This window comes from Halostagnicola sp. A-GB9-2 (assembly GCF_030068615.1).
In the GTDB taxonomy this organism is placed as follows: domain Archaea; phylum Halobacteriota; class Halobacteria; order Halobacteriales; family Natrialbaceae; genus Halostagnicola.
Genome location: NZ_JASJOC010000007.1, coordinates 146773 through 165690 on the forward strand (window position 1 = coordinate 146773; position 18918 = coordinate 165690).

The following is an 18918-nucleotide window of genomic DNA, read 5'->3' on the forward strand; positions in this document are numbered from 1 at the left end:
GACTTTCCGAAACCAGTAGCCAATGGACGTCTCTCTCTCGGCGAATGCTCTCGCTCGCTCGTTCGAAAATCAACCCTTCGACGGAGATCATCGACGAAACCCGGTCGCACGCGACGCGTCAGCGCAAATCAGTGGCGAACGAGCGGTTACTCGAGGTCCCGGACGTTCTTCCGGATGTGATCGGGTGCGACGGGGATCTGATCCGCAGGCTCGTCGATGCCGAGCGGCTCGAGCGCCGCGTTGATCGAGGTAGCGATGCTCGCGGGAGCGTCGATCATGCCGCCTTCGCCGACGCCTTTCGCACCGGTTTCGGTGTAAGGCGAGGGCGTCTCGGTGTGTTCCATCTGGATCTCCGGGACGTTTTCGATCGACGGAAGCAGGTAATCGAACAGCGTGATCGCCTGTGGCTGTCCGTCATCCTCGTAGCCGAACTCCTCTAAGAGCGACGCGCCGATTCCCTGAGCGATGCCGCCGTGGGCCTGGCCTTCGACGATCATCGGGTTCAACATCGTCCCACAATCACGCACCGTGTGGAACGTGAGAATGTCGACCTCGCCGGTTTCGACGTCGACCTCGACGATGGGCGCGTTCGCCCCGAAGGCGGCCGTCGGGTAGACCGGGAACTTTCGCGAGAACGCCTCGTCGAACTCCTCGAACTCCGTCGCGGGGTGGTCGTAGTTGTAGCTGACCTGCGTGAGCCGTCTATCGGCGTCGTCGATCGCCGCGAGATCAGCTAACGAGAGCGAGTCGCCGGTGTCGATTCGCTCAAGCGCGCCGTCGCGGTAGCTGATGTCTTCCCCGGAAACGCCCCAGTGGTCGGCTGCGACCGCTTTCGCGTTCGCGACGAACTTTTCTGCAAGGCCGACGGTCGCTCCCGAGAGCATCACGGCCATCCGCGACGCCGCGCTTCCGTACTCCGTGGGGGCGTCGATGCTGTCGAGGTAGTCGACCTCAATATCGCTCGGGAGGATCTCGAGTTCGTCGGCGAGCAGTTGGGAAACCAGCGTCTGGTGGCCCTGTCCCGACGAGTCCGTCGCGAGAGAGGCTGTAACCGTGCCGTCGTCCTCGAGGGTCGCCCGGAGGTGTTCCGGCAGTTCCTCGACGTCGTCGCGGTCTCGGTCCTCGAGCGCGTCGCGGTCGCTTCGCTGGCGGTCGGTCCAGTCCGAGCCGCTGACACCAGGCTCGATGATGACGCTCGGCTGGACGCCCCGGTACTTGCCCTCTTCGCGTTTTGCCTCGACGACTTCCGGGTCGAGGAGCCCGCCGTCTCGTTCGTCGTCGATGATCTCCTGTATGCGATCGAGGGTCGCGGGGTAGTCGCCCGAATCGTAGATGTTCTTCGAGGGAAGGGTGTATGGCATCTGCTCGGGCTGGATCATGTTTCGGCGTCGGAACTCCGTCGGATCCATCCCGATTTCGCGGGCGGCCTTGTCGACGACCATCTCCAGCGCGTAGATGTGCGGGTCGACGCCGAATCCGCGGTAGGCCGTCTGAGAGGTTTTGTTGGTCAGGACGAGATCGTACTCGTAGGTGACGTCCTCGATATCGTAGGAGTTGGTGACCACCGAGAGCGGCTTGAGAACCTGGTTGACGGGATAGCGCGGGTACGCGCCGAAGTCGTCGACGAACCAGACCTCGAGCCCGCGGATCGTTCCGTCGTCGTCGACGGCCATGCGCATTTCGTACTCTCGATCCGAACAGTGCATGTCTCCGCCCTGGAGGTTCTCGATCCGGTCCTCTTCGAATTTGACGGGTTGTTCGAGTTGCTGGCTCGCCATCGCGGCCAGACAGCAGTAGCGGTGAATGCCGATCTTGGTTCCGTAACTCCCGCCGACGTCCGCCGGGACGTTGACCCGAACGTCGTCTTCGCCATAGCCCAGCGTCTCGTAAATCATGTTGTCGACGAGGGTGTGCAACTGGATGTTGCAGTCGATATCGAACGAATCGCCGTCCTCGTCGTAGCGTGCGACGACGCCCGCAGTCTCGAGCGGGACGCCGGATATCCGTCCCCACGAATAGTCGCCCTCGACGACGGTGTCGGCGTCGTCGAACGCGCCCGACGGATCGCCGAACTCGATTCGTTCGTGGTCGACGACGTTCGTTCCCGCGTGCTCGTGGACGACGACATCGTCCTCTCGAGCGGCCATTCCGTCCGCGACAGCATCTATGGAGTTGTACTCGACCGTGACGAGATCCGCGATATCTTCAGCCGCGTATCGGTTCGAGGCGACGATTGCCACGACGGGTTCGCCAACGAAGCGAGCTTTCTCGTCGGCGAGCGACCACTCGAACAGGTCGGCCTCGCCGTCTTCGGTCTCGACGCTTTCGATACCGGTCGGCATCGGGTTGTACTCCGCTTTCAGGTCCTCGGCTGTCAGGACGAGTTCGCAGTCGGGGTGGGCTTTGGCCTCGCTCGTCTCGATAGACTCGATCTCCGCGTGGGCGTGCATACTCCGGACGAGCGCCATGTGCAGACAGTTATCCGGCGTGATGTCGTGGATGAACTCCGCTTTCCCCGTCAGAATCCGATGATCTTCGACTCGAGGGAGTCCCTGGCCCGTGAACGATTCAGATTCGGCATCAGCGTCGTCGCCGACTTCGGTTGGTTGCGATCGGGACATGGATTACTCCTCCATCTTCTCCGCGGCGTGTTCGACCGCTTCGTAGATGTTCTGGTAGCCGGTACACCGACAGATGTTGTCGGCCAGCCCGGTCTCGATCTCTTCTCGAGTCGGATCGGGATTCTCCTCGAGCAGTTCCTTCGTCGCCATGACGAATCCGCTCGTACAGAATCCACACTGGAGCGCGTGCGTTTCGTGAAACGCCTCCTGAATGGGGTGGAGCGAGCCGTCGTCGTCCAGTCCTTCGACGGTTTCGATCTCCGCCCCGTCGGCCTGGACGGCGTAGGAGAGACAACTTTTGACCGTTCGGCCGTCCTGCTGGACCGTACACGCGCCACAAACGCCGTGTTCGCAACCGACGCGGACGCCGTTGAGATCGCACTCGTATCGCAGAAAGTCGGAGAGTTTGAGCCGCGGTTCGACGGCCGCGGTTACCGGTTCACCGTTGACGGTCACCGTGATCTCTTCGGTCACGGGGCCGTCCGTTCCATCTGTGCTATCGGTGCTCATGGAGATAGGTAAACTATCCCGTGACCGAGACATAAGCGTTGCGTTGCCGGCGGACAATCTCCTCGATTCGTTTGGCCGGATGTGGATCGTGCTGGGGCGGTCAAGAACGTAACCGCCGACTGATCAAGCAGCCGAGAACAACCGCCGACTGATCGGGTACACTCAAGTAGGATGAGCTACGTGTAGACGTATGGTCGACGCAACCGGAGACCTTCGAGTGACTAATGCGCGAGTTGTCACTCCGAACGGCACGATCAGCGGCGGAGTTGTAGCGAACGACGGTATCATCGTCGGTGTCGGCGATGAGTCGAACCTTCCCGAAGCGGACCGAGAGATCGACGCTGAAGGCAATTACCTGATTCCCGGATTTATCGATCCCCACGTTCACTGGGGGCTCTCTCGATACGAGTTCGACTACCACGAGGGACTCGAGCACGACTTCGAAACCGAGACGCGCGGCGCGATTCACGGCGGCGTGACGACGGTCGTGAACTTCCTCCTGCAGAAAGAGCCCTACGTCCCGGATATGGACTTCTTCAAACGCGCCGGCGAGGAGAACTCCTACATCGATTTCGGCTATCACGCGATCGTCCACCAGGACCATCACGTCGACGAAATCGAGGAACTCGCCGACGCCGGCGTCCGTTCGTACAAGGTCTTCTTTAACTGGTACAAACACGCCTCGCCCGAACTCGGCATCGATCACTCCGACGCGGGTCGAACGTACCGCGTGCTCGATCGCGTTTCGGACATCCCAGGCGGCGTCGTGATGTTCCACGCCGAAAACGAGGACCTCGCGATCGAACGTCGCAAAGAACTCCAGGAAGAGGGCCGCAACGACCTCGAGGCGTGGTCCGAAGCCTCGCCGAACGTCGCCGAGGCGATGCAGATCGAACAGATCGGCCGGCTCACTGAGTACACGGACTCGCGCGCCTACATCGTTCACATGAGCACCGGCGAAGGCGTCGACGTCTGCGAGCGCTTCCAGGACAAAGGAGTCAACCTTCACGCGGAAACGCTTCCGGCGTTCCTCAGCCACACCTACGAGCAGGACGACCTCGGTATCTGGGGGAAGATTTCCCCGCCGCTTCGAGGCGAGGAGAGCAAAAAACGCCTCTGGGAGGGAATCCGAACCGGCGTCGTCGACTACGTCGGAACTGACCACTGCCCGCACAAAATCGAGTTCAAGGAGAAGGACACGGGCAAACACGGCGATATCTGGGACGCGATCCCCGGCGACAACAACGGGATCGAGTACTTCCTCCCAGTCATGATGAGCGAGGGCGTCAACAAGAACCGCCTCAGCATGGAACGACTTGTCGAAGTCTGTTCGACCAACAACGCCAAACGCTGGGGGCTCTACCCCCGAAAAGGAGCCATCGCAGAGGGCTCGGACGCCGATATGGTCATCGTCGACTTAGAGAAGAGCACGGTCGTCGACGACGACTTCTATCACACGATGGAGCCTCGCTACTCGACGTACCACGGCGAGGAACTCACCGGCCTGCCGACCCACACGATCGTCGACGGCGAGGTCGTCGTCGAAGACGGCGAGTTACTCGCCGAACCGGGCGGCCGCGAGTACCTCCCGCGCGGACCGGAAGGGGTCGCGCTCGAGTAACCATGACCGAACTCGTCGGCGTCGTGCTCGCGGCGGGTCTCGGGACTCGATTCGAGGACGGTAACAAGCTGCTCGCGACGGTCGAGGACGAGCCGATCGTCCGCCGGGCCGTTCGATCGCTCGCCGATGCATCGCTCGATCGTACGGTCGCCATCGTCGGAAACGACGCCTCGGTTGTTCGCGACGCGGTTGAGCCGCACGTCGACGAGACGCTCAAAAACGACAAGTACGAACTCGGACAGAGTCGTTCGGTTCGACTGGGTGCTCGATATGCACGGGAAGCCGGTGCCGACGCCGCGGTGTTTCTTCCTGGAGACATGCCCTGTGTCGATCCGGAAACCGTTCGGCGGCTCGGTACCGCGTATCGAGACGGTGGGGCGGACATACTGGTCCCGACTCACGACGGCCAGCGCGGCAACCCGGTCCTGTTCGATGCGGTCCACTTCGACGATCTAACGTCGCTTTCGGGAGACGTCGGCGGTCGATCGTTGTTCGCCGAGGGGACTGTCCGTCGCGTTTCAGTCGACGATCCGGGAATCCATCTCGACGTCAATACGGAAGCCGACCTCAGAAGCGCCCGTCAGTCCGACTGCGGCGTCGGCCGTTCGTGAATCGGGCCGTCTCGATCGCGGAGCCGCCCACCGCTTTTATCGTTACTCACCGCGATGACCTCCGAGACGATACTCAACGCGATTTCGACCGGTTCGCCGCCGCCGAGCTCGAGACCGACCGGCGTCGCTATCCGCTCTCGGTCGTCCGTCGATAGCATCACTCCTTCCTCCTCGAGATCGTCTCTGAGGCGTTGGAACCGTTCTCGAGGACCCATAAGTCCGATAAACGGGACTGGTGTTTCGAGGAGCGTTTCGAGGGCGAGTCGGTCGTCGACGAAATTGTGGGACATCACGACGGGATAGGTCCGCTCGTCGACGAGTTCATCCAGGTCCGACGGATGCGTCGAAACGACGCGATCGGCCCGCGGAAACGCCGATTCCTCGGCCTGTCCGCCTCTGGCCGTCGCGACCGTCACGTGCAACCCGACGTCTCGAGCGAGACGCGTTACGGGTCGAACGTCGGGCTGACCGCCGAACACTAACAGCCGCGTCGGCGGAGTGATTCCGTCGACGAAGAGTTCGACGGAGCCCTCGGCCGTTTCGACTGTTTGGGTACACCACTTACCGTCTTTCGCCCGCTCACGTGCAACGTTCCTGACCCGTTCGAGAACGGCGGGCGGCAGCGGTGAACTGTCCACTGCGTTCGTCGGTGAGCCATCGGCTGTAAGAACAGCTTTCGACCCGGTTGGAACTGCGTCGGTTCCATCGATTGCCGTCACGAGCGTTCGAGACTCCCCGCGGTGGAACGCATCGACTGGTTCCGTCCACGTCCCGTCCGCCGGCTCGACGAGAACATCTACGATACCTTCACAGCCGAGACCGAGCCCCCATCCGTCCTCATCGTCGGTGAGGTCGAAGGTGACGACCCGCGTCGCGTTTTCCGCGATGACGTCCTGTGCAACCTTCTGAAGGGGCCCCTCGAGACAGCCCGCAGTAATCCCGCCATACGTCGACCCGTCTCCCCCGAGTATCATCTTCGCGCCGGGTCGTCGGTACGCGGATCCATCCACCCGTATCACCGTCGCGACTGCGTGCTCGACGGGGTCGCCGAGCGTCTCCTCGAGCAGCTCGAACAGGTCGAGGGTGGTCACGCCCCAGGGGTCTGTATCGCTCATACGCGTACGATAGGGGGCAAGCTGTATATTTGTTATCCTATGCCACTCTCCGTTCGGTATCGTGGAACGGCGTGAATATCGCCGGGGTAGACGCTCGTTCAACACGATCTGTGGATTCTCCACCATTTTTGTTTTTATACACTTCTACGAGTGATTTTGCTCAGCTCTGGAAACACTCTCTGTCAACGGTTACCATCCGATAGTATTCGCTGGAGGGTCCGTTCTACGATGCTGAACATTTAATAACATCCGCTTCGTACCGTTGGGTATGACAGACGCCGAAACAAACGGCATTCAGGCGACCGAGCGAACGTTCACCATCGTGGAAGCGCTCAACGAACTCGACGGTGCGGGTGTCTCCGAACTCGCGAGGCACGTCGACCTCCCGAAAAGTACCGTCCACAACCACTTGAATACGCTCGAGTCCGCGGAGTATGTCGTCCGCCGGGATGGAGAGTATCGAACTGGGCTGAAATTCCTCCAGACGGGTGAGATTGCCCGAAATCAGCACAAACTGTATCAGGTAGCGCGATCCGAGGTCGATAAACTCGCCGATAAGACTGGGGATATCTCCGGTTTGATGACCGAAGAGCACGGTCGCGGCGTCTTCATCTATCGAGGGCGCGGGCCGGAAGCAGCCCGGATCGACACCCACATCGGGGATCGAATCCCTCTACACTGCACCGCGCTCGGTAAAGTCATTATGGCGTTCCTTCCGGACGACCGTGTCGACGCAATCGTCGAGCGACACGGCCTCGAACAGCTCACTCACAACACGATCACCGACCGCGACCGGCTGTTCGAAGCGCTCGAGGAGGCCCGAGAACGAAAGATTGCGTTCGATGACGAGGAGCGACTCAACGGGTTGCGAAGCGTCGCGGCACCGATTCTCGACGGGACGAATACGGTTATCGGTGCCATTAGCGTCGCCGGACCGACGCATCGAATGCAAGGCGAACGGTTCCGGACTGAACTGCCGGATCAGGCACTCGGCGTCGCGAACATCATCGAACTCAACATCCAGCATTCGTAGCCGTTCTATATCGTTGAACGGCTCCGGAAACTTCTTGGCCTTTATGCTCTGTCTCGCACTCTGCGTTCGGAATCGGTCGCACGATTTACGGACATACTCGTGTAATATGATCTTGCTTTGCTAGTAGTTAGAAGTCTTTACTCGAAATATCATCAGTTAATAACCGTTGCTGTGCGATACTGTTTTGCGGGGATACCGACAAGATCAGGATGCTAGTTTCTATGTATTACCATCCAATCTATCGAATTACTACCTAAAATGCAAGAATATTCGGTTTAGCCCTTCTAATTCGGTTATTTTCCGCGAAACAGGATCAATATCGTCTGTCTCGATCTTGAGCATGTTACTATTATATACTGTATTAAGATAACAAACTATAGGACGATATGTATTATAATAACGCTTTTCTTTCAAGGTTTGTATAATAATAGTCCTTTAGCAGTACCTTCTCGGGATCTCTACAGTGGATATCCTAACTATTTATTCGGTTTTCGCTTTGCTATCGACCTCTCTCAGGAGATTTATTGTACTCTTTGGCTGGATAAATTGGGAAACGACTTCTAAATTAACATCGCGTATTTGTCGTCGAGTGGACGGCTGAATCGGTCCGATAGCTTCCTCCGACAGCGAGGACATCCGTGGCCAGTAGCTGTGATTTCTGATCGCACCGCAAAACAATAGTGGTCCGCTCGGTTGATCGCTAGCGGTGCCGTCGTTCCCCTCGACCTCAGTTACGACTTCGAACGCACCCGCTCATCATCTGGCGCGTCTGGGCAGTATAGTACGTCGTCGCTCCCTCGGCGGTGATTGCTCCAGTGGGTTCACTCATTGGTCGGCTGACGAACCCTCAGTCCAACGGATTCGATTCGATCGTACGTTTCGGTTCCACGGGCGTTTACCTCGACAGCTACACAAAGTAACTCCCTCGGATCCACGACGACTCCACTTTCCTGGAGTAGGTCACCACTCCGACCCCGCTCTGGAATCGTATAGTGAAACTTCACAGCGCCGTTCGGTTGTACAACCGAACTTTCGTCAGTCGGTGTCCCATCGTACAGCCTCAGGTGCAGTTCGACGGGTTCTCCGCGCGTCTCGGTTTCGACTCCACCGAGGTTTGCGATGATAAACGCAACGTTCCCTGGATCGACGATTCCTTGACGGGCCAACCGGCCAACTCGAGTCGTCGAATCCAAGTTCACCGATTCGAACGCGATGTGCTGTAGAAACCCACTGTCGTCTTCCTGAATAATACTTGATCGACTAACTCCGATTTCGTCCCTTCCCAACGCCTGGAAACGATGATCTGTGTTGTCGAGGTCGGCGATCGTTTGGACGCGGACGTCGCCGCTTGTCGAACCGTCGATTTCACTCGTCTGGACCCAGTTTCCTCGACTCCCGTCTTGGTCGCCCCCGAACGCACCGCTCGCGATGAACTTGCTGCTACCGAATCCGAGGGCACCGAGGCCGATCAACAGATTTCTGCGTTGCATTAGTGGAAATCCTTCAGTGGAACGAGTAACTGGTACTAACGCTCAAGCGACGATTCCCGCTATTCGTCTGTCGATGCGTGAACGGTGATCGAATACCCGTTGCCATCGTCCGGCTCAGTGTATCCACCGTCGGCTGTCGTATCGATCTCGAGACTTACTAGCATATAATCGCCTTCCTCCTCATCGAGGTCGTCCTCCTCGATGTCCTCTCTGACTCCACCGGGTTCGATGTTTTCGCTGTTTTCATCGCCGCCGGTGATATCGGCGTCACCAGCCTTGAACGTCACGCCCTCGACGTCTTCTCCGGTTTCGAACCAAATGTCCACATCTTCGGTGCCGTTGTTGGCGACGAGAAAGAGGTCGTTGAAGGTGGTCACCGCATTGTCGTTGATACCTGCATCGTCGTCAGTGCCGATGTTGATTTCGAGCAGTTCGTTGTCTTCTCCGTCGAACTGGACGTAGTCCTCGTCGAGCGGGATCAACTGGAGGAGTGCACTTGCGTCGCCATCGAGTTCGACTGCAAAATCACGATCGGCTTGCACGGTATCGAATGCACCCGTTCCCCCGATCAGTCCTATTCCGCCCGCGAGCCCCCCGAGTCCGATTAGCGTATTTCGTCGAGTTATTTTCATGCGTTAGCTACTCCATACGATGATAGTCACTTTATACTGTAGGACCGTTTTCCAGACAGGAGGCCCCTGAACCGGAGGAACGCATGCCCTGTATCCCGTTCTGGCGGTGCCTGAGTCGCTTCTGAGACGCTGTACCGGCCGTCCTTCTCAAAGACGTATGATCTGATAAAAATCCTGTATTATTGCCATCCTCGGGGTCAACGGTGATCTTCCGAATAGGCATCCTCCCATTGGCCCGTCCACGCTCAACACGGGTGACCATCCGCTCAGGTCCGAAACTCGAATCGAACGCCGCCGGCCGAACTGTCGGTGATGGTTATCTCCCACTCGTGAGCGGTTGCGACGCCTTCAACGATCGAGAGGCCAAGACCCGTTCCATCTGAACTGGTCGTATACCCGTGTTCGAACACGCTCTGGTGTCTCTGTTCGGGAATACCGTCGCCGTCGTCTTCAACATAGAACCCGTCCGATCCGTCTAACGCCCCCATCGTTACCGTAATGTCGGCTCCGCCGTGCTTGACGGCATTGGTGAAAAGGTTCTCGAGAAGCGAGTTCAATCGGTTTCTATCCGCTCTGGTCGACCCGAGTTCGTCCGCGAACGAAAGCTCAGCAGAATCGGTATCGACCCACTGCCACGACTCGGTTGCCACCTGCTCTAGGGATAAACTCTCTTTCTCACCCACAGTGGCTCCCTGCTGGGCGAGCTTGAGCGTATTCTGTATCAGCCGTTCCATCCGATCGAGCGATTCGGCGATTTCGCTTATCTCCTCGCGCCCGAGATCTTCTCCGAGGATATTCGTATACCCTTTCGCAACGTTGAGCGGGCTCTGGAGGTCGTGAGAAAGGACCCTCGCAAAATTCTCGAGCTGTTCGTTTTGCCGTTCTAATTGCAGTTCTTGTTGCTTGTTTTCGGAGATATCTCGAAACACGCCGGTAAAGAGCAATCTCCCCTCGAACTCGTGTTCTTTGAGGCTGATCGTCACTGGCACTTCGTGGCCTGCTTTGTGCAACGCCGGTAACTCGACGCCGTTCCAGTCTATGCTCTTGTTCCTACTTTTGATGTACTCCTCGAGTCTACGTTTATGGACGTCTCGAAGTCGCTCCGGGATAATTTCCAGTTTCGAACTCCCTACCAACTCTTCCGGTCTGTACCCGAGAATGTCTTCGATCGCGGCGTTTGCAAAGACGATTTCACTCTCTCTGTCTATTGTCAATAAACCCTCAGATGTGTTTGCTACCAGCGTTTGACAAAAAATCCCTTCTCTCGCGGACAGCTGAGGATCGATCGCATACCGCTTAGACTGTCTCTCCTCAGAAGTCATCGACTCATAAGTTGGATTAAATCATTATGAACGCTTTGGTCGAGTATTCGTTATTCCCGTGACGATTTCCGTAAATATCAAAAATCAGTCTTTTTATCAAGGTCCGCAAAGTCGAGATCGTCGGCGATCGTTTCGATAGTCGTATCGGCTCGGTGTTTTGCCTGAGTATACTGATCGAGGAGTTCGGTGTACTCTTCGCTTGAAGCGAGTTCGGTCTCCGTCTTTGCGGCCTCGAGTGCAGCTTTTTTCGACGCGAGCTGAAAGTACTCCTGGACGGCCTCCTCGTACGTCGGGAGCGAAACGAGATCGCTGACGAGCGAAAGAAGAGCGCCGCGTTCGATCGGCTTGACGAGGTAGTCGTCGAACTCCATCTCGACGATGTCGAAGTCAGGGTCGACAGCGGTGACCATCGCGATGGGGAAATCGAATCCACGACCGCGGATCGCTTCGAGGACCTCGTCCCCGGACAGACCGGGCATACGCCGATCGAGGATGGCCATGTCGACGTGTTCGTCGACGAGTTCTAATGCGTCCTCTCCGTCGTATGCGACGCGGACATCGTACTCGGGTTCTAACCACGTTGCGAACAGATCACCTAACATACGTTCATCTTCGACGATGAGAACTGTGGGTGACGTCTCCATTATTGGTTGTCTCTATTCAAGCGATCCTATAAATAGTACCGGCAAATCGTCCCCCGTCGAGGCCGTTGAGGTGTGTCCGTATGTCGTCTACTTGTCCTGTTCGCGCGGTATGCCTCGAGCGGCTATCGCGTCTCACTTTCGACCCTCGTACGCTCTGTAGCCACTGCGAGTATATTATCAAAAATCGGTTTGAGCGAGTTAACGTCCTGGGTTTCTTCTGCAGTGTGATCGATATGGAAGTACGATGTAACGGATGCCGACTGTAACTTTGCAAGCAGTATATGGAGAAACTGGAACACCTGCTTGGTACTCTTGTACCGCAGTAATATATTCAACGTGTCGAAACAGAGGATCGTATCCTCTGGGTGTGAGTCCCACTCTTCGACGATTCCCGTTGTAACGATTCCGAGGCGAGTGAGGTCGGTCGGGCTGTTGATCTGAACGATTTCAATCTCGTTTTCGAGGCGACTCGGCGCGGACTGGTTGTAACCGACCGAAATAAGCGTTGTCTGGTTGGCCCGCTGAGCGATTTCTGCAAGGGCGTTTTCGTCTATTCGCCTGTATCTAACGAGCGCTACGTTGATCTCTCCCGAACGCTCGTTTTCGAGTACGTCGACGGCGGATGCGCGCTTTCGTTTGACGTCCGATTTACACTGGATGAGTGTACTGGTCGCGCGTGCAGGATCGTAACTCATCGGGTTCTGACCGCTCTCGGACGTGTTCTGTCCGCCATCGGCCCCTCGCTGGCTGGTAGTCTCCTGTCGCGATTCGGTTTCCCTGCGTTCTGTCTCGTCCGTTTTACCGGGCTCGACGATATCGATGCTCGTCGACTTCGGTTCTCCTTCCTTTGCAACCCGCGTTGGGGTAACCGACACCGACTGTCGGATGCGTCGGAGGAGTACCCCGTTCTCTGCAGTTGATTTCGAGATATAGTCGTCAGCCCCCGCCTTGATTGCGTCGTTAATTGTTTTGTCCGCTTCGTCCTCCGTGAACAAGAAAAAGGGTGCCGTAGAATCCCGTTTTTTGACTTCTTCTAAAAACTCGAGGTTACGATCTTCGGCGGTAGATAAGTCACTCAGGATACAGTCGATATCGTTCGTCGCGATCACCCCAACCCCCTCCGATACGCTCGCTGCGGTAGTTACAGCGAGTTCGCCATGATCTGCGAGGAAATCGGCCCACGTTCGTAACGATTCCGGCTCATCGTTCACGTAGAGCACCCGAGTCTGATTTGGCATTGCAGATTCCTATCACCGAGTTTGTATTGAATCGCCTTTAACCTACATATCTCCGTACGACGCGTCTCGTCCGATGATTTCGGGGATAGCGGATCGTATTTTATACTCTTCGACGCTGTGTACGCTCGCTATTCCGCTGCCGGACGGCGGTTTAAAATCGGATAACGCTTTGCAGACAATCAATGTGTGGGTTACTAGCAAACCTAAGTAGCGTTCGCCCAGTAGAATTAAGATAACTCCGCCGGGTTGTCACTACACGTTTTGCATGAACGGAACCTCTCAAATCACTGTTTCAATATGATCGTCTCGTTCCCTTTCTGCTCTGATCGGAACACGACCCACCGTGCCGTTGTATCCTGTGGGAACTGCATACGATTAGCTATCGATTTAGAGAAAAATAAATAAGTCGAGCTATGAGTACTGTTCAAGCTGAAGCACGTTCACAATTCGAGGGCGTTTTCGGGAGGCCATTACAATGAATAGAGAGGACTGGTCTATTCGGCTTCGGGCATTTTTGAGCGAACGGTTCGTTCTCGTTCTTGTCTTCTTACTCGTTCTTACTGCACTCTTTGGAATTTGGACCTATCAAGTGAACGCCGTACCGGAGTTCGAGCAGGAGGATCGAGTCGTCGAACAGTGGGGAGAGTCGACAGCGTACAATCACAGCGTGCTCGTGACCGACGATACCGCCGTCTGGTCTTCGGGAGAGCGATTGAGTAACCGGCCGATCTACTACACGGCCGTCTCTACGGAACTGAACGGGGCGTACTCGTACGAGTATACGGCGACAGACGGGGATGTCACGGTAACCTCAGAAACGTATCTTCTCGTTCGAGGCGTCGATGACGGTGGTGGCGAAACCGTCTTCTGGGAGTTCTCTGAACCGCTCGAGGAATTGACGACTGAATCGCTCGATCCCGGCGACGAGCACACGATCGAGTTTGCCCTTGATATCGAGGATGTCCAGGAAGACGTCTTCGAGGTCGAAGAAGATCTGGGAGCGAGCGAGGGCGCTGTCGATATTCGCGTCGTCTCCGCGACCGAAGTCGAGGGAGAGATCGAAGGCGAGCAGGTGAGGACGACCTACGATAGTGAAATGCCCCTCGAGATCAGTTCGTCGACGTTCAGCGTCGGAGATATCGATACCGTCGACGAACAGGAACAAACAACCGAACAAACGGAGATACCCGTCGAGGCCTCAGCGCTCGAGTCACTCGGTTCGATCATCGCGTTCGGAACGGCGCTCGCTTTGAGTATCGCGTTGGTTGTCGGACGCAACGCGAACTACATCGAGATCACCGAGGAAGAAAAGCAACGCCTGCAGTTCGAACGGAATCGAGAGCGCTTCGATGAGTGGATAACGACCGGCACGTTCCCCTCCGAACGGGAGTACGAATCGACGATTCTCGTCGACGATCTCACGGGACTGATCGACGTCGCAATCGACACGAACAAGCGAGTTATCGAGGATCAACAACTCGGCGTGAGTACGGTGCTCGACGAAGAGTACAGCTATATTTTCGTCCATCCAGGCTCGCCAGCTCGAGATTGGCTACTCAGTTACGCCGATGAAACGATCGACGAATTCGAGGGCCATGACTTCTGAGTTACACCCGTTTGGCTCGCGAACCCGTCCACCCGGTATCTTAGGAACATGAGTTCTCCGATTCAGTGGGGTAAATACGCGCTCGTCTTCGTCCTCGTCCTTTTTATCGGACTGACGCTCGTCGGCCAACTCATCGGCCAACCGATGCTCGTGTTCGTCGAAACGGGGAGCATGGAGCCGACTCTCGATCCCGGAGATGGATACGTCGCGGTTCCAGCGATGTTCGCTGGCGAGGTATCGGAGGGTGATGTCATCCTTTTCGAGGCCGAAGAACTCGGCGACGGCGGGGAGTTGACGACGCACCGAGTGGATAGGGTCACGGATGAGGGGTATATCACGAAGGGGGACGCGAACCCGTTTACCGATCAGGAAGACGAGGAGCCACCGGTACAGGAGGGACAGATCCAAGCTGTTGGGCTCACCGCGGGCGGGGATCTCGTCGTCGTCCCCGGGCTGGGATCCGTCGTCGAAGCGACCTCCGGCGTAATGGGTACCACGCAGGATCGGCTGTTCTCGTCCCTCGGGCTCGAGCCCCCGGGGACGACCGGCTTTGCAGTCGGTGTTCTGGCTCTCAGCGGGCTGTTGTTCCTCGTTAGTTCGGCCACCGAGATGCTCGGTCGAGGGAGTTCAGATGGTCGTTCACGCGGGAGTTCGGCCCGAACGGGGGGTATCATAATCCTCGTGTTAATGTTGATCATACTGATCCCGATCAATCTCTCCATGTTGCTCCCTTCCGGCGTTTATCAGTACGAGATCGTCAGTTCGAGCGGTCCTGATGACGACGAACAGACGATCGAAGCAGGGACTTCAGCGGAAGTCTCGTACCCGATAACTAACGGCGGACAGATTCCGGTGTTCGTGATCGTCGAACCGGCAAGCGAGGGCGCTCACGTCGATCAAAACGAGTATTACGTGCCGAGGCAATCCGCAGAGAACGCATCTGTGACGATGGATGCTCCCGAGGAGACCGGGACGCACTACCGGTTCGTCGAAGAGACCAGATATCTGGTTTTCCTTCCCCCTTCGTTGATCGGAGCGTTGCACGCGATTCATCCGGTCGTCGCACTGTTCGCGATTAACGCGCCGATCGCCCTCGTGCTGACGCTTATTGGAATCAGTACGCTGGGGACAGGGCGAATGCGTCTCAGATCTCGTTCACGGAATCTCACTCTTCGCCAGGAAATCCACCGGAAGCTATCGTTTGCCTCGCTCTTTACTCGTCGGCCCGATAGACCCGCTCCGCCACCGCCGTGGAAATCCGGAACGTCGACGTCGGCTCACACTCCTGAAGACGATGTCGAAACCGACGCTGCTGGGACCACACCAACGCCGGAACGAACGAACGAATTCGATGAGGCATCACTTTCTCGATACGGGTGGATCGAAGGCGTGGTCCAGACGCCGCCAAACGAAATCGGACTCGACGGCACCGAATGGACACCGTCCCTTCTCCGAACGTTTCTCGAGACGGCCTATGACGAACAGTACACGCGAACCGAATGCAGAAGGTTGATGGGGGAGTTACACACAGCAACACCACGAACGTACCAAATCGATACGGATTCGACGGGGAGGCGAGGTACCCAGTCTGGATCGACCGATGGGTGGGGTGCGGACGAGCCGTAACTATGATTCGAGCGAGTCACGACGAGACGGTGGAAACTGCCGGACACGAACAGCAAAACGAGCTTTTCGATGCGCTCGGGAGCCATCGAAGTCGATACGCGCTGTACGCGTGTCTTCAGACCGACGGCGAACTCACCCTCTCGGTGATCGCGGATCAGGTCGCCGCGTGGGAGTACGATAAACCGATCGCTGAGGTTACGTCGACCGAACACAAGCGGGTATATACGTCACTCCAACAGCACCACCTCTCGAAACTCGAGCGATCAGGACTGATCACTATCGACGACAAGTCGATTGATTGTACCGAGAAAGCGCAACAGCTCGACCTGTACATCGAACTGGTCCCGGAATCCGACGTTCCCTGGAGCCTCTATTATCTGGGATTGAGTACGATCGGAGGGTTCATATTCGGGTTGGAGGCGATCGGGTTTCTCCCCGATCCGATTTCACCGCAGGTGCTTACCGGGATACTATTGCTCGCGTTTTTTTGCTCGTCGCTCGTCCACTACCGGCACTCGAACCGCGTCACCTTTGGCCCCTCGGATCGACCGCTCGAAATTGCGGACTGATACGGACTGCCGTCAGGCATTCCGGTGCAACCGCAACCGTCCTGGGGATGTGCCCGTACATTGTCACAGCGGACCGTACGAAGTGAACTCAGTCGCTTCGCTCGTCTCTTCCCGTAGCTCTTGACTTATCGTTGGGAGTACAGAAACCGCAACGCTTCCAGACGGTACCGTGTAGACGAAGCGTATTTATTACCGATAGTAACATCACGTGCCTATTCATGTAACGGATAGCAAATGGATCGGAATTGTGGCGATGCCAATCGAGTCACTTGACGCCCTCCACACGACTGAAGTCGTGGGCTTTTTCCTGTACTTCGTGTAAGCCAGTCAACCGGGAACGGTACAGAACCACCCTCGAGGGCTTCGGAGAGACGCGACCAGCCGTTCATCCCACCCTCGAGGTGATTCACACCGTAGCCGCGTTCTTTCAGCGCGCCTGCTACGAACTCGCTAGCGCTCCCGTTCGCGCAGAGAACCGTAATTTTTCGGTCGTCGGGTATCTACCCAAGTTCGTCGGTGGTACTGTCCTCGTCGAGGAACTCGAAGTAGGGGACGTTGACGACTCGACGGATTCGTCGTCGCTACGCCACTCTTTGTCGTCTAATTCCACCCTCGAGTCGAGGTGTGTTACTTGCTCCTGCGTCGACGCACTCGTTCAGTTCGTCCGGCGTTGTCGACTCGACCTCGACGGCAGGTGTCGGGTAGTCCGTTTCGTCCGTGTCCTTCCGCGCCCAGTATCGGTCACTTCCACTTCCAATTTGCATGGCACATTGATGATTATACAATATAAGCGTTCCTGCAAGTCAAACAACTCTCTAAAAGCATATAGGAACTTTGAGAAACAAAGTATGGCTCGGCATGCTGTTGTAGTCTTCCATATAGTGTTTAATAACCAATGTGCTTTTATATATGGTCTTTATATTGCTCGGTATATACAATATAATGCCGCAATATCGACCACGAGTTCGGAACACCAGATCACCGAGACGCCCGAGGTAAAACGACAGGCCTGTCGGACGACGATTGAGCTGATGGACTACGACGAAAACGACTTTCACGACGGCGCTACGACCGGTCTCGGTGCGGCGACCGCGTTACAGATATGGCCGAATTCGATATCCAATCCCTCGCCTGACTGACGCCCCGTGGGAAACTCCCGTCGGCGCAGAAACTACGACTTCGATTGGCGGATCGGTAAGGTGGTTCTTTTTACTGTGGAGGTACGATTATTCTCGGATGGGGTATCACACGTTCGATCCATCGCGTGCGGATAAATTGGAACGGGCCGGTCACCGGTTCCGGTTCTGTTCGGCGGAAGAACTCCGCTGGGCGCTCGAGGTAACGGCCGACGACACCGTCGCTGACCTTGGGAGCGGAACCGGATTCTATACGGACGAGGTCGCTCCGTTCGTCGAGGCGGTGTACGCTGTTGACGTGCAACCGGAAATGCACGAGTACTATCGAGAGAAGGGGGTTCCTGAGGACGTCGCTCTCGTCACGTCGGGAATCGGAAGCATGCCGTTCGACGACGGCGGTCTCGACGCCGCATTTTCGACGATGACCTACCACGAATTCGCGAGCACGGATGCACTGTCGGAAATTCGTCGCGTGCTCCGATCCGGTGGCCGACTCGTCGTCGTCGATTGGGAGGCGTCCGGTCTCGGCGACAGTGGACCGCCGCTCGAAGAGCGGTACGCGGCCAACGAGATAGCGAGTCAACTTCGTACCGATGGATTCGACGTCGAACACGTTGCCGTTCGGTCGGAAACCGTCCTCCTGTGGGCGACTGTTCCGTAGCGTCTCCGTAAACGCCCGGTGTCGGAAAAGTGGGGTGTTCCGAAACGTCTCCCAAACGGGTTGTTCTCTTGGTTTCGAACCGTGCGGCGGACAACTTCGCCGACAACGTCGAGTATGGGCATCTCGGTCACTCTCAGTGACTATTGTGCACTTCTGGAGCAACATTATGTGGCTCACGCCCGTAGCAGTGGGCATGAACGACGAAACGGACGGCGTTCGTGTTTGGTTAGTCGAACGAACGTACTCGGACGACGAACAAAATCTGATAATTCTGGTCTATGCGACGGTGAACGGAGACCGATACTTCCGGAAAGAACGCGCGCTCACGAGCTCGACGGATACACGAACAACGACAGCGGCGGTGACGGTCGAACCGACGAACCTCGGATCCGTCGATGATCCGGATTTACGGGAGCAGTACGCCACGGAAGCGACTCGGATGGCCGACGAACACGATCCGTCCGACGCCATCTAAGCGGGTCA

The 18918-nt window shown here is 57.0% G+C and carries 16 protein-coding genes and 2 pseudogenes; 9 read left to right on the forward strand and 9 right to left on the reverse strand.

Going from position 1 to position 18918, the window contains the following annotated elements; translation table 11 throughout:
- Positions 1-146 precede the first annotated feature (146 nt).
- Entirely contained in the window at positions 147-2621 is a 2475-nt protein-coding gene (locus QNM96_RS16875) for a xanthine dehydrogenase family protein molybdopterin-binding subunit (RefSeq protein WP_283837815.1), read from the reverse strand.
- 3 nt (positions 2622-2624) lie between these two features.
- Positions 2625-3131 (reverse strand): 2Fe-2S iron-sulfur cluster-binding protein, encoded by a 507-nt coding sequence (locus QNM96_RS16880; protein WP_283837817.1) that lies wholly within the window; start codon positions 3129-3131, stop codon positions 2625-2627.
- A 190-nt stretch (positions 3132-3321) separates the two neighbouring features.
- Here QNM96_RS16880 and QNM96_RS16885 point away from each other — a divergent pair, with 190 nt between their 5' ends.
- Positions 3322-4752: an amidohydrolase family protein gene (locus QNM96_RS16885; protein WP_283837818.1), complete on the forward strand. Its 1431-nt coding sequence runs from the start codon at positions 3322-3324 to the stop codon at positions 4750-4752.
- Positions 4753-4754: 2 nt separating this feature from the next.
- A complete protein-coding gene (locus QNM96_RS16890) occupies positions 4755-5363 on the forward strand; it encodes a nucleotidyltransferase family protein (protein ID WP_283837819.1) in 609 nt (202 codons plus the stop codon).
- On the opposite strand, the gene QNM96_RS16895 is transcribed toward QNM96_RS16890, so the two are convergent.
- Positions 5333-6478, reverse strand: coding sequence for an XdhC/CoxI family protein (locus tag QNM96_RS16895; RefSeq protein ID WP_283837820.1), 1146 nt, complete (start codon positions 6476-6478; stop codon positions 5333-5335). The two genes, QNM96_RS16890 and QNM96_RS16895, sit on opposite strands and share 31 nt — an antisense overlap.
- Positions 6479-6746: 268 nt before the next feature.
- On the opposite strand from QNM96_RS16895, the gene QNM96_RS16900 reads away from it, so the two are divergent.
- Complete coding sequence (locus QNM96_RS16900) at positions 6747-7511, forward strand: IclR family transcriptional regulator (protein WP_283837821.1); 765 nt, start codon at positions 6747-6749, stop codon at positions 7509-7511.
- A gap of 821 nt (positions 7512-8332) precedes the next feature.
- Here the strand turns inward: QNM96_RS16900 and QNM96_RS16905 are convergent.
- The 5 genes from QNM96_RS16905 to QNM96_RS16925 form a co-directional block, all read right to left on the reverse strand.
- Positions 8333-9001, reverse strand: a complete 669-nt coding sequence (locus QNM96_RS16905) for a hypothetical protein (RefSeq protein WP_283837822.1) — start codon at positions 8999-9001, stop codon at positions 8333-8335.
- A gap of 59 nt (positions 9002-9060) precedes the next feature.
- Positions 9061-9633: a hypothetical protein gene (locus tag QNM96_RS16910; RefSeq protein ID WP_283837823.1), complete on the reverse strand. Its 573-nt coding sequence runs from the start codon at positions 9631-9633 to the stop codon at positions 9061-9063.
- Positions 9634-9899: 266 nt separating this feature from the next.
- The gene (locus tag QNM96_RS16915) at positions 9900-10955 is read right to left on the reverse strand and encodes a PAS domain-containing sensor histidine kinase (RefSeq protein ID WP_283837825.1); all 1056 of its coding nucleotides are present in this window, start codon (positions 10953-10955) and stop codon (positions 9900-9902) included.
- 77 nt (positions 10956-11032) lie between these two features.
- Positions 11033-11599: a response regulator gene (locus QNM96_RS16920; protein ID WP_283837827.1), complete on the reverse strand. Its 567-nt coding sequence runs from the start codon at positions 11597-11599 to the stop codon at positions 11033-11035.
- Positions 11600-11721: 122 nt separating this feature from the next.
- The gene (locus QNM96_RS16925) at positions 11722-12837 is read right to left on the reverse strand and encodes a response regulator (RefSeq protein ID WP_283837829.1); all 1116 of its coding nucleotides are present in this window, start codon (positions 12835-12837) and stop codon (positions 11722-11724) included.
- 475 nt (positions 12838-13312) lie between these two features.
- On the opposite strand from QNM96_RS16925, the gene QNM96_RS16930 reads away from it, so the two are divergent.
- Genes QNM96_RS16930 through QNM96_RS16940 form a run of 3 tightly spaced genes read left to right on the forward strand, consistent with a single transcriptional unit; the run spans position 13313 to position 16638 of the window.
- Positions 13313-14443 carry a DUF5305 domain-containing protein gene (locus tag QNM96_RS16930; RefSeq protein ID WP_283837830.1) on the forward strand — a complete coding sequence of 377 codons (1131 nt, stop codon included), beginning with the start codon at positions 13313-13315 and terminating at the stop codon, positions 14441-14443.
- 48 nt (positions 14444-14491) lie between these two features.
- Positions 14492-16069 (forward strand): signal peptidase I, encoded by a 1578-nt coding sequence (locus QNM96_RS16935; RefSeq protein WP_283837832.1) that lies wholly within the window; start codon positions 14492-14494, stop codon positions 16067-16069.
- Positions 16070-16071: 2 nt separating this feature from the next.
- The gene (locus QNM96_RS16940; protein WP_283837833.1) at positions 16072-16638 is read left to right on the forward strand and encodes a helix-turn-helix domain-containing protein; all 567 of its coding nucleotides are present in this window, start codon (positions 16072-16074) and stop codon (positions 16636-16638) included.
- Between the two features lie 353 nt (positions 16639-16991).
- Here QNM96_RS16940 and QNM96_RS16945 read toward each other — a convergent pair.
- Positions 16992-17402: pseudogene (locus tag QNM96_RS16945) on the reverse strand (rhodanese-like domain-containing protein); the annotation flags it as partial.
- 240 nt (positions 17403-17642) lie between these two features.
- Here QNM96_RS16945 and QNM96_RS16950 point away from each other — a divergent pair.
- From QNM96_RS16950 to QNM96_RS16960, 3 genes and pseudogenes are all read left to right on the forward strand, one after another.
- Positions 17643-17773: pseudogene (locus tag QNM96_RS16950) on the forward strand (DsrE/DsrF/DrsH-like family protein); the annotation flags it as partial.
- Between the two features lie 101 nt (positions 17774-17874).
- Complete coding sequence (locus tag QNM96_RS16955) at positions 17875-18435, forward strand: SAM-dependent methyltransferase (protein ID WP_283837834.1); 561 nt, start codon at positions 17875-17877, stop codon at positions 18433-18435.
- Between the two features lie 193 nt (positions 18436-18628).
- Positions 18629-18910, forward strand: coding sequence for a hypothetical protein (locus QNM96_RS16960; protein WP_283837844.1), 282 nt, complete (start codon positions 18629-18631; stop codon positions 18908-18910).
- The last annotated feature ends 8 nt before the right edge of the window (positions 18911-18918 follow it).

Coding starts and splice junctions, on each gene's coding strand:
- QNM96_RS16875 (WP_283837815.1), bottom strand. CDS start 2,621: ATGTCCCGATCGCAACCAACCGAAGTCGGCGACGACGCTGATGCCGAA.
- QNM96_RS16880 (WP_283837817.1), bottom strand. CDS start 3,131: ATGAGCACCGATAGCACAGATGGAACGGACGGCCCCGTGACCGAAGAG.
- QNM96_RS16885 (WP_283837818.1), top strand. CDS start 3,322: ATGGTCGACGCAACCGGAGACCTTCGAGTGACTAATGCGCGAGTTGTC.
- QNM96_RS16890 (WP_283837819.1), top strand. CDS start 4,755: ATGACCGAACTCGTCGGCGTCGTGCTCGCGGCGGGTCTCGGGACTCGA.
- QNM96_RS16895 (WP_283837820.1), bottom strand. CDS start 6,478: ATGAGCGATACAGACCCCTGGGGCGTGACCACCCTCGACCTGTTCGAG.
- QNM96_RS16900 (WP_283837821.1), top strand. CDS start 6,747: ATGACAGACGCCGAAACAAACGGCATTCAGGCGACCGAGCGAACGTTC.
- QNM96_RS16905 (WP_283837822.1), bottom strand. CDS start 9,001: ATGCAACGCAGAAATCTGTTGATCGGCCTCGGTGCCCTCGGATTCGGT.
- QNM96_RS16910 (WP_283837823.1), bottom strand. CDS start 9,633: ATGAAAATAACTCGACGAAATACGCTAATCGGACTCGGGGGGCTCGCG.
- QNM96_RS16915 (WP_283837825.1), bottom strand. CDS start 10,955: ATGACTTCTGAGGAGAGACAGTCTAAGCGGTATGCGATCGATCCTCAG.
- QNM96_RS16920 (WP_283837827.1), bottom strand. CDS start 11,599: ATGGAGACGTCACCCACAGTTCTCATCGTCGAAGATGAACGTATGTTA.
- QNM96_RS16925 (WP_283837829.1), bottom strand. CDS start 12,837: ATGCCAAATCAGACTCGGGTGCTCTACGTGAACGATGAGCCGGAATCG.
- QNM96_RS16930 (WP_283837830.1), top strand. CDS start 13,313: ATGAATAGAGAGGACTGGTCTATTCGGCTTCGGGCATTTTTGAGCGAA.
- QNM96_RS16935 (WP_283837832.1), top strand. CDS start 14,492: ATGAGTTCTCCGATTCAGTGGGGTAAATACGCGCTCGTCTTCGTCCTC.
- QNM96_RS16940 (WP_283837833.1), top strand. CDS start 16,072: ATGATTCGAGCGAGTCACGACGAGACGGTGGAAACTGCCGGACACGAA.
- QNM96_RS16955 (WP_283837834.1), top strand. CDS start 17,875: ATGGGGTATCACACGTTCGATCCATCGCGTGCGGATAAATTGGAACGG.
- QNM96_RS16960 (WP_283837844.1), top strand. CDS start 18,629: ATGAACGACGAAACGGACGGCGTTCGTGTTTGGTTAGTCGAACGAACG.